General features: G+C 60.1%; 10 protein-coding genes and 1 tRNA gene. 6 read left to right on the forward strand and 5 right to left on the reverse strand.

Annotated features, from left to right (window positions below; translation table 11 throughout):
* Positions 1-258: 258 nt before the first annotated feature.
* The 3 genes from J3350_RS11720 (at position 259) to pflA (ending at position 4,828) form a co-directional block, all read left to right on the forward strand.
* A complete protein-coding gene (locus J3350_RS11720) occupies positions 259-1,293 on the forward strand; it encodes a lysylphosphatidylglycerol synthase transmembrane domain-containing protein (RefSeq protein WP_207686743.1) in 1,035 nt (344 codons plus the stop codon).
* A gap of 546 nt (positions 1,294-1,839) precedes the next feature.
* Positions 1,840-4,092 (forward strand): formate C-acetyltransferase, encoded by a 2,253-nt coding sequence (gene pflB, locus J3350_RS11725; RefSeq protein WP_207686744.1) that lies wholly within the window; start codon positions 1,840-1,842, stop codon positions 4,090-4,092.
* Positions 4,079-4,828 carry a pyruvate formate-lyase-activating protein gene (gene pflA, locus J3350_RS11730; RefSeq protein ID WP_097791362.1) on the forward strand — a complete coding sequence of 250 codons (750 nt, stop codon included), beginning with the start codon at positions 4,079-4,081 and terminating at the stop codon, positions 4,826-4,828. Before pflB ends, pflA begins: the two co-directional genes overlap by 14 nt.
* Positions 4,829-4,962: 134 nt before the next feature.
* On the opposite strand, the gene J3350_RS11735 is transcribed toward pflA, so the two are convergent.
* Genes J3350_RS11735 through J3350_RS11750 form a run of 4 tightly spaced genes read right to left on the reverse strand, consistent with a single transcriptional unit; the run spans position 4,963 to position 7,488 of the window.
* The gene (locus tag J3350_RS11735; protein ID WP_207686745.1) at positions 4,963-5,781 is read right to left on the reverse strand and encodes a hypothetical protein; all 819 of its coding nucleotides are present in this window, start codon (positions 5,779-5,781) and stop codon (positions 4,963-4,965) included.
* Entirely contained in the window at positions 5,768-6,469 is a 702-nt protein-coding gene (locus tag J3350_RS11740) for a hypothetical protein (protein ID WP_207686746.1), read from the reverse strand. The genes J3350_RS11735 and J3350_RS11740 overlap by 14 nt, the downstream gene beginning before the upstream one ends.
* Before the next feature lie 19 nt (positions 6,470-6,488).
* Positions 6,489-6,998 (reverse strand): hypothetical protein, encoded by a 510-nt coding sequence (locus J3350_RS11745; protein WP_207686747.1) that lies wholly within the window; start codon positions 6,996-6,998, stop codon positions 6,489-6,491.
* Positions 6,979-7,488 carry an RNA polymerase sigma factor gene (locus J3350_RS11750; protein WP_207686751.1) on the reverse strand — a complete coding sequence of 170 codons (510 nt, stop codon included), beginning with the start codon at positions 7,486-7,488 and terminating at the stop codon, positions 6,979-6,981. Before J3350_RS11750 ends, J3350_RS11745 begins: the two co-directional genes overlap by 20 nt.
* Before the next feature lie 210 nt (positions 7,489-7,698).
* Here J3350_RS11750 and J3350_RS11755 point away from each other — a divergent pair, with 210 nt between their 5' ends.
* The 3 genes from J3350_RS11755 (at position 7,699) to J3350_RS11765 (ending at position 9,301) form a co-directional block, all read left to right on the forward strand.
* Entirely contained in the window at positions 7,699-8,661 is a 963-nt protein-coding gene (locus tag J3350_RS11755) for a biotin--[acetyl-CoA-carboxylase] ligase (protein WP_207686748.1), read from the forward strand.
* A 127-nt stretch (positions 8,662-8,788) separates the two neighbouring features.
* A tRNA-Leu gene (locus J3350_RS11760) sits at positions 8,789-8,875 on the forward strand.
* A gap of 174 nt (positions 8,876-9,049) precedes the next feature.
* The gene (locus tag J3350_RS11765; protein WP_005927463.1) at positions 9,050-9,301 is read left to right on the forward strand and encodes a DUF6061 family protein; all 252 of its coding nucleotides are present in this window, start codon (positions 9,050-9,052) and stop codon (positions 9,299-9,301) included.
* 160 nt (positions 9,302-9,461) lie between these two features.
* Here J3350_RS11765 and J3350_RS11770 read toward each other — a convergent pair.
* The coding region (locus J3350_RS11770) for a DUF4368 domain-containing protein (protein WP_207686749.1) at positions 9,462-9,799 on the reverse strand (338 nt) is incomplete at its 5' end.

Genomic DNA, 9,799 nt, shown 5'->3' on the forward strand with positions numbered 1-9,799 from the left:
TCGTACAACCTCTCCGTCATTGCTTCGCAATGCCACCTCCCCTTGTAGGGAAGGCACTGGCAGTCCTCGCAAAGTCAATGGTTTCGCCAGAGGCTCCCCTACCAGGGGAGCTGTCGAGCGTGAGCGAGACTGAGAGGTTGTACGGAGGATTTTTTATCACTTCGCTCAAATTGACGAGAAAAATTTCGTACAAGTTCACAAACCGCTCCGGCTGCTGTGGTATACTGCAACCAACGATTTCGAAAGGAGCCTTCTCTGATGGACCAGTCCACCCCGCAGCAGCCGTCCCGCAAAAAAACGATCCTCTCGCTCACCGTTCTGGTGGTGCTCACCGGCATCGTCTTCTGGATCTTCCAGCGCCACTGGGCCGAGATCTCTGCCGCGCTGGCACAGCTGCGCTTCTGGCAGGTGCTGCTCGTGCTGGCCGTGGGCCTGACCTACCCGGTGCTGGAAGGTCTGGTCAGCTGGGTCATCATCCGCAGCCGGATGCCCGGCTTCACCGTACGGCAGGCGCTGGAATCGTCGTTCATGGGCACCTTCGGCAACGTCATCTGTCTGGGTGCCGGTGCCATGCCGATGCAGTCCTACTACCTCTACCGCAGCGGCCTGCCGCTTGGCCCCGGCGTGGGCCTGATGACCTTGCAATACGTCTTCCATAAGACCACCGTTCTGCTTTACGCCACCGTGATGCTGTTGCTGCAGCACCGGTGGCTCGCCGCCAACACCTCCGGCGTGATGAACTATCTGCCCATGGCCTATGCCGTGGTAGCCGTCATCATCGTGGCGCTGGTGCTGGTCTGCGTATCGCCCCTCATCCAGCGGCTGGCCCGCTGGGCGTTGGGCTACCTGCCCAGGACTGACTCCTGGCAGACCCGCCGGGAAAAATGGCTGGAGCAGCTGGACACCCTCGGCACCGAGAGCCGCCACCTCCTCGCCGACAAGGGCCGCTGCATCCAGATCTTCGCGCTGCACACCCTCAAGCTCTTTCTGATGTACACCCTGCCCTATCTCTGCATCCGGTTCATGGGCCTGCCCTGCGGCCTCAGCTTCTGGCAGGTGCAGCTGCTCGCCAGCCTGATGCTCTTCCTCTCCAACGCTCTGCCCAACGTGGCCGGTATGGGTTCCATCGAGACGGCTTTTCTCCTCGTCTTCGGCTCCTTTATGACCCGCGGCGAGGCCATGAGCACCCTGATGCTCTTCCGCATCGCCAGCTACTACTTCGTCTTCGGCTTTTCCGCCGTGGCCTCCCTCTTCGCCCAGAAGCATCTGGACCGGATGGATGCACAGAAATAGACCGTTACAAACAAAAATCGGGGCACACAGGTGGTCAAGCTGTGCGTCCCGTTTTTGTTTTCTGTTTTCGCAAAGGCCGCTGTACCAGAGCCGCCTTTGCCGCGCAGGAGGGGCGGAGCAAACCAGAATGCCGCACCCTGCCAAAAGAAAAAGAGAGTATGGAATGGAGGAATCGGAACCCTTTGCAGAGGGTTTCGCAGCCTCGGTTAGATTTAACTAACCTTGCCGTGACAACAGGATACCATAGTTTGTCATGCCTGTCAAGCCCCGATTTGAAATTTTTTTGCGGAAAAAGCTTTTTCTCCAAAAATTGGACACTTGTACTAAGAAACCTTTCCCGCCTTTGTGTAAAATCCATCCGTTCCCTCTTGCTTTTTGAAAAAAACACTGATATTATATTCTTAAGGCTGCTGGGTGTCTGCATCTGCCTGCGCCTTGCAGCTCATTCGTACGCCCCCAGAAAACCGCCGAGAAGCGGTTTTTCAAAGGCTCATTAGTTAGATTATGCTAACCATCGAGGAAATGGTAAAGAGCAAGGAGGTTCCAATGATCGATTTTGAACAATGGGAAGGCTTTGAGGGCCGCATCTGGAAAGAGGAAGTCAACGTCCGCGACTTCATCCAGAAGAACTATACCCCGTACGACGGCGACGAGTCGTTCCTGGCCGGCCCCACCGAGGCGACCAACCAGCTGTGGGGAGCTTTGCAGAAGCTCCAGAAGGAAGAGCGCGCCAAAGGCGGCGTGCTGGATATGGAGACGGAGGTCGTCAGCAGCCTGACTTCTTACGGCCCCGGCTACATCGACGAATCGCTGAAGGATCTGGAGCAGATCGTCGGTCTGCAGACGGATAAGCCCCTCAAGCGCGCCTTCATGCCCTACGGCGGCATCAAGATGGCAGAGCAGGCCTGCACCACCTACGGCTACCAGCCCAGCGAAGAGCTGCACAAGATCTTCACCGACTACACCCGCACCCACAATCAGGCCGTCTTCGACGCTTACACCCCCGAAATGAAGAAGGCCCGTCACACCCATATCATCACCGGCCTGCCCGACACCTACGGCCGCGGCCGCATCGTCGGCGACTACCGCCGCGTGGCACTGTACGGCATCGACGCGCTGATCCGGTTCAAGCAGGAAGACCTCGCCAACTGCGGCGACGGCACCATGACCGATGACGTCATCCGCCTGCGCGAGGAGATCGCCCGCCAGATCAACGCTCTCAAGGGCATGAAGAAGATGGCCGAGGCCTATGGCTACGACATCTCTCAGCCCGCAAAGAACGCCAAGGAAGCCTGCCAGTGGCTCTACTTCGGCTACCTGGCCGCCATCAAGACCCAGAACGGCGCTGCCATGAGCGTGGGCCGCATCTCCACCTTCCTGGATATCTACATCCAGCGCGACCTCGACCAGGGCATCCTGACCGAGAGCGAGGCCCAGGAGCTCATCGACCACATGGTCATGAAGTTCCGCATGGTCAAGTTCGCCCGCATTCCCAGCTACAACCAGCTCTTCTCCGGCGACCCGGTCTGGGCCACCCTGGAAGTGGGCGGCATCGGCATGGACGGCCGCAGCATGGTCACCAAGAACTGCTACCGCTTCCTCCACACGCTGGAAAACATGGGCCCTGCCCCGGAGCCGAACCTGACCGTTCTTTACTCCTCTGCCCTGCCCGAAGCCTTCAAGAAGTACGCCGCCAAGGTCTCCATCGACACCAGCTCCGTCCAGTATGAGAACGACGATGTGATGAAGCCCGTCTGGGGCGACGACTACTCCATCTGCTGCTGCGTGTCTGCCACCCAGACCGGCAAGGAGATGCAGTTCTTCGGTGCCCGCGCAAACCTGGCCAAGTGCCTGCTGTACGCCATCAATGGCGGCGTGGACGAGAAGAGCCACGAGCAGTGCGGCCCCAACTACGCCCCCATCACCAGCGAGTACCTGAACTATGACGAAGTTCTGCCCAAGTACGTCCAGATGCTGGACTGGCTGGCCGGTCTGTACGTCAATGTGCTGAACCTCATCCAGTATATGCACGACAAGTACTACTACGAAGAGGCTGAGATGGCTCTCATCGACACCGATGTCCGCCGCACCTTCGCCACCGGCATCGCAGGCTTCTCCCACGTCATCGACTCCCTGAGCGCCATCAAGTACGCCAAGGTCAAGGCCCTGCGCGACGAGACCGGCCTTGCCACCGGCTTTGAGATCGAGGGCGACTTCCCGAAGTACGGCAACGACGACGACCGCGCCGACGAGATCGGCGTCTGGCTGCTGAAGACCTTCCTGGAGATGATCAAGAAGCGCCACACCTACCGCAACTCCGAGGCGACCACCTCCATCCTGACCATCACGTCCAACGTCGTCTACGGCAAGTACACCGGCGCTCTGCCCGATGGCCGCGCCGCCTTCACCCCGTTTGCCCCCGGCGCGAACCCCAGCTACGGTGCCGAGCAGAACGGCCTGCTGGCCTCTCTGAACTCCGTGGCCAAGCTGCCCTATCACTGGGCACTGGACGGCATCTCCAACACCCAGACCATCAACCCCGACGCACTGGGCCACAGCGAGGGCGAGCGCATCGAGAATCTGGTCCAGGTCATGGACGGCTACTTCGACCAGGGTGCCCACCACCTGAACGTCAACGTCTTCGGCAAGGAGAAGCTGCTGGACGCTATGGAGCACCCGGAAAAGGAAGAGTACGCCAACTTCACCATCCGCGTCTCCGGCTACGCGGTCAAGTTCATCGACTTGACCCGCGAGCAGCAGATGGACGTCATCTCCCGCACCTGCCATGCAGCCCTGTAACCCCATCGGGTACGTCCACTCGCTGGAGAGCTTCGGCTCTGTGGACGGGCCCGGCGTCCGGTTCGTGGTCTTTCTGCAGGGCTGCGCGCTGCGCTGCAAATACTGCCACAACCCGGAGACCTGGGCCGACGGCGGGGAAGAGTGGACCCCGGAACAGCTGTTCCAGCGGGTCTACCGCTACCGCAATTACTGGGGCAAAAAGGGCGGCATCACCGTCAGCGGCGGCGAACCGCTGCGGCAGATGGACTTCGTGACCCGCTTGTTCCAGCTGGCCCGCGCCAAAGGCGTGCATACCGCGCTGGATACCGCCGGGGAGCCGTTCCGGCAGGACCCGGCGTATCTCGCCCGTTTCGACGCGCTCATGCAGTCCACCAGCCTGGTCATCCTGGACCTGAAAGAGATCGACCCCGAAAAGCACCGCCAGCTCACCGGCAGGGACAACGCCAACATCCTTGCCATGGCCCGGCACATCTCCGACCTGGGCGTCCCGCTCTGGATCCGGCATGTGCTGGTGCCCGGCCTGACCGACGACGAAGAGGGTCTGCGCAGGACCGCAGACTTCATCCGTTCGCTGAAGACCGTGCAGCGGGTGGAGGTGCTGCCCTATCACACACTGGGGCTGTTCAAGTGGCAGAAGCTGAACATCCCCTATCCCCTGCCCGACGCGGTTCCGCCCACTGCGGAACAGGTCCGCCGGGCTGAGGACCTGCTGGAGGTCCGGAGATACCCCGGCTGACGGTCCTCTCTGAATCAAACCACCCCCGCCCTTCGGTGCGTTGCAGCGCTCTGAGGGGCGGGGGTGTTGTTTTTCCGGCCTTTTCCGTACACCAAAACAGCCACCGCACCAAACGTGCAGTGGCTGTTCGTGGTTCAGGCCGCGGCTTCGCTTTCCGCAGCCTCATATTCTGCAACGCTGTCGTTTTCTTCCTCCAGCAGTGCGGTGGCTTCGGTCTGCTTGGTCATCATGTCGCTGGTCCAGTCCAGCTGGACTTCGCCATTCAGCGTCAGGGTGTAGCTGCACCCCGGCTTCACGCTCCCGCTGTTCAGGTCTTCTTCCGCGTTCCCCGCGGTGCCGTCATAAAAGAAGGTCACAGAAGCAGGCCGGGCCGCCTGTTTCTGGATGATGTCGGTCAGCTTCCGGCAGTCCATGGCAAACGCCGCCTTCTGCTCATAGGGGCCGAACAGTTCGATGTTCAGCTGCAATGTGCCAAGGCCGCTGTTGAGTTCCGCTGCGGCAGCGTCCACCGTCTCGGCATCGCCGTAGTAGTTTTGCAGCCAGGCGGAAAGGTTCCGCAGTTCGATCTCCGGGGCTTCTTTACCGATGGCATGGTACAGTCCCTCTTCGTATTCAGTGGTGATTTTGGTCACCCGCATTTCGTTTTCGGGGCCGAAGCGGTCCAGCATCACGGGCAGTGCCCCCACGCACAGGCAGACGACCATCAGCAGCAGGCAGTAGAAGACGGACAGGAAATCGTACTTCCACTTTTCCGGCTTCGCTGCAAAGTAGAGCACCTCGCCGCCCAGCAGGCAGAGCCCTGCCGCCGGGGCGATCTTGAGGGCCAGCTCCCAGTTGAACTGCGGCACGAAATAATAGCAGAGGAAGAACACGCCCACCGCCATCAGGCCGAAGCCCAGCGTCAGGCTGCCCACCCGGCGCACCGGAACTTTCTCGGTCTTATTCGATTCCATCGTTGCCCTCCGTGGTGTCGCCGGTCTCCATCTCCCCGGCAGCCGCTTCGTCGTCCTCTGCGCTCCTGCGGTTGATGCTGTTCAGGATGGCCTGCACGTTCACCTTTTTGGGTGCCGGCTGGTATTCAGTAAAGTCCTCTTCCGCCGATTCGGTCTTCGGGGCGCTCTTTTTTGCGGTCCTGGGGCCTTTGACCAGCCAGATGCCGCAGACGATGAGCACGACGCAGACCAGAACTTCCGGCAGCTGATCCATCACCAGATAGAGCGCCCGGAAGATCGGGTTCTCCTTGCCCCAGCGCCAGAGCAGATCGCCAAGGGTGTTCATGAGGATGTTCTGGTAGGCCACCATGCCACCGAATGCGATGAGCAGCCAGCCCAGCAGCTTGTGCCGCTCGGCCATCAGCTGTTCCAGCCGCCGGTCCCTCATGTCAAAGTGGATGAGATAATCGTCCGCCGGTGCGGCGTCCAGGCCGATCTGCGCCCGCAGATTGAAGGTATCGAAAAAGCTGTACATATAAATGATGGGTGCGCCGATATAAAAGATCGCGATCTGCGTCCAGGCCCCCAGGAAGGTGGACAGGCAGAACATCGTGATGAGCGACAGGCCGCGCTTCATATAGCCCTGATACATCTCACCTGCGCCCGGAATCAGTGCAAACAGCAGGGTCAGAATTCCGTTCTTTTTCATAAGTGGATTCCCTCATTTCTCAAGTATTTGGGGTCGTGCGGGGGCTGTTCGTTACGCCATCCAGCAGTTTTTGCAGCGGTCCGGGGAGCTTGCCCGCGCTCTCGCGGTCGGCCCTCGTTTCCACCGGCTTGCCGAGCGGTTCCGGCTTCTGCGGCTCCGGTTCGGCATCCTGGCTCTGGGCAGGAGGAAGGATGGTGTTCAGCTCACTTCCCAGCCGGGTGATCCGCCCCAGGTTCCCGGCTTTCCACATCGACAGGGCCAGCACCGCCGCCACGCTGGCCACGGCCACCCGGCCATAGGTGTTCTGCATCAGCCGCACCCAGATGGTACTCATCACGGTGCCGCGCATCGACCGGGGCGGTGTTTCCAGCGCATCGGCTGTCAGCAGAGCCGTATAGCGGTCCATACAGGCATCGCAGTAGGACAAATGCTCTGCCGTCTCCAGCCTCCCCAATTCATCCAGCTGCCCCGCCGTCAGGGCGCGGAGGCCCTCGTCCGTCAGGCATCCATCATCCCGAAACCATTCCATCTTCGCTCCTCCTTTCCTGGCGGATCGTTTCCGCCAGCATCTTCTTTGCCCGGTAGATCTGTGCTTCCACCGTCTTCTGCGGCCGCCCGCAGAGGGCAGCCGCTTCGGCAGCGGTGTGCTGTTCCAGCAGCATCAGGCGGCAGGGCGTCTTGTAGGGTTCCTGCAGGTTCAGGATCATGTCGGTCAGCCGCGCCTCGCCCAGCTCCTCCAGCACCCGCTGTTCCGGCTCATAACCGGGCGGGGCACCTTCCAGCGCCAGCACATCGTCGCCGGGGGTATTCACCCGCCGCACCCACGCGCTGCGCAGATGATCCTTCGCCTTGTTGGAGGCAATGCGCGCCAGCCATTGCTTTTCGTAGCCGGGCGGGCAGCGGTCGATGGCCCGCCACGCCGCCAGGAACGTTTCCTGGGCCAGGTCCTGCGCATCGCCTGCATCCGGCACGAGCTGGTGGCAGACGGTGTAGACGAGCCCCTGATACTTCTGCACCAGCGCGCTGAATTCCAGTGTGGTCAACGGTCCGCAGGACCTCCTTTCTGCAATGTCCGGGGCGGTTTTGCTGCCCCTCTGTCTCTTCATACGAAACAGACCAAACGTTTCCTGCAAAAGATTCAAAAATTTTTCTGCCTGCCGCCCTACTGGCAAAGCAGGAAGCGTTCTGTTATAATGATACTATCACAAAAACCGCAGGAGGAAAAGCCGATGGCCTCAAATACGAAGCAGGCATTGCTGCAGGCGCTTTCCGCCGCCGAGGGCGGCTACATTTCCGGCCAGCGGCTGGCCGAGACGCTCGGCGTGAGCCGCGCCGCCGTCCACAAAGCCGCTGCCGCCCTTGCGGCCCAGGGCTACGCGCTGCACTCCGCCCCCCGCCGGGGCTACCGGCTGACCGGCGGCGACCCGTTCTGTGCCGAGGCCGTGGGCAGCTACCCTGCGCCCATCTACCTCTACGACAGCCTCGAAAGCTCCAACCTGACGGCCAAGCAGCTGGCGCTGACCGGTGCCCCGCACGGGACGCTGGTGCTCACCAACCACCAACAGGCCGGGCGCGGGCGGATGGGCCGGGTCTTCGAAAGCCCTGCCGGCAAGGGCGTTTACCTTTCGCTGCTGCTCCGCCCGGACCTTTCCGCCGCCGATGCCCAGACCGTGACCATCGGGGCCGCTGTCGCTGTGGCGCGGGCCGTGAAGGCCCTCTGCGGGCTGGAGCTGAGCATCAAGTGGGTGAACGACCTCTACTATCAGGGCAGGAAGGTCTGCGGCATCCTGACCGAGGCAGGCACCGACATCGAGAGCGGCCAGCTGGAATGGCTGGTGGTGGGCATCGGCCTCAACCTCACCACGTCCCCTGCCGACTGGCCGGAGGAGCTGGCCCGCACCGCAGGCAGCCTGTATCCGGGCGGCCCCGCCCCCGTTGGCCGCGCCGCACTGGCTGGGGCCATTGCGCGGGAGCTTCTGGCCCTCTGCCCGGACTTTTCGTGCCTCGACGAATACCGCGCCCTCTGCTTCGTGCCCGGCCACTGGGTCACGGTCTGCACCAACCGCGAGACCTATGCCGCCAAAGCCCTGTTCATCGATGGCTGCGGCCAGCTCGTCGTCGAGCGTGAGAACGGCCGCACCGTTGCCCTGCGCCACGGCGAGGTCAGCATCCGCCCCGCCCGCACGACCTGAACCGGGCCTGAAAGCAGGGGATTCTTCCGCCAAAAACTTTTTTCAAAAAAGCGCTTGACATTTCCGGTTTCCATGGTATAATTACTATCGTTCCGAGCGACACAGCTCACGAACGAAAACAAAATATGCGGATATGGCGGAATTGGCAGACGCGTTAGATTCAGGTTCTAATCGGGGCAACTCGGTGGAGGTTCAAGTCCTCTTATCCGCACCAAACCATGAAAATCCGAACCTTTTCTCGATAGGAGAAGGGTTCGGATTTTTTGTTTTCTTTGGAAATGACAATTCCGGCTCCTTCCCGACGACTGTGTGTCCAAAACCTTATCAGAAGAACCGTATAACAAAAGTCACAACTGTAAAGGTGCCGTAAGGCAGAAAGGACACGATTATGAAGTACGATGAAAGAACTTGCAAATTCAACATGGATACCGGCTGCGTGGAGCTGCTGCTCCGGGATGGGAGAATGATCTCCATTGACTGCACTGGGGTCGAGGATGAATTGGACGTGACCATGGCGCAGAGGACGGAACTGGACTACCTCATCTACAACGATCCGTTGGGCTATGCGGATTTGATTCTGAACGGTGACCCGGAGAAATATTTGAAGAATGTGGCTGGAAGCCATGGGCTAGAAGATTAAGGGCAAAACAAAAAACAGGGTGCGCCCCTGAATAGGACGCACCCTGCCAAAGACCACAGACGATAGCGATATGTACAACAGGGAGTTCCCCAGAGCAGAGTTCCCATAAAACAGTATTTGCAAAAGCTCCCGAAATGGGGAAGATTTGGCGTGACTTCGGTCACGCCTTTTCTTTTGCTTCCAGTTCATCCAGAGGGATGTACCCCAGCCCATCGTACTTGATATGGATGTGCTGCACCCGCTTTCCGCTGGACTTATCCGGGGCATCCACATAGATAGCCGACACCAGTTCACGGAGAGCATAGGGAGTAAGTTCTTCAATATGAACGTACTTGTGCGCTTTCTGGACGAATTTTTCAATATTCTCGATTTGCTGTTCCTGTACTTCGATTTCCTGTTGGATAGAGAGGGATTCCTCTTCCAGCTGCTTCTGTTCGGCATCGTAGCTCTGGCTCATCATGTCGAAGCGGTCATCGCTCAGCTTTCCACTGGCGTTGT

Origin of the sequence: Faecalibacterium sp. Marseille-Q3530 (genome assembly GCF_017377625.1) — a bacterium.
In the GTDB taxonomy this organism is placed as follows: Bacteria; Bacillota; Clostridia; order Oscillospirales; family Ruminococcaceae; genus Faecalibacterium; species Faecalibacterium prausnitzii_E.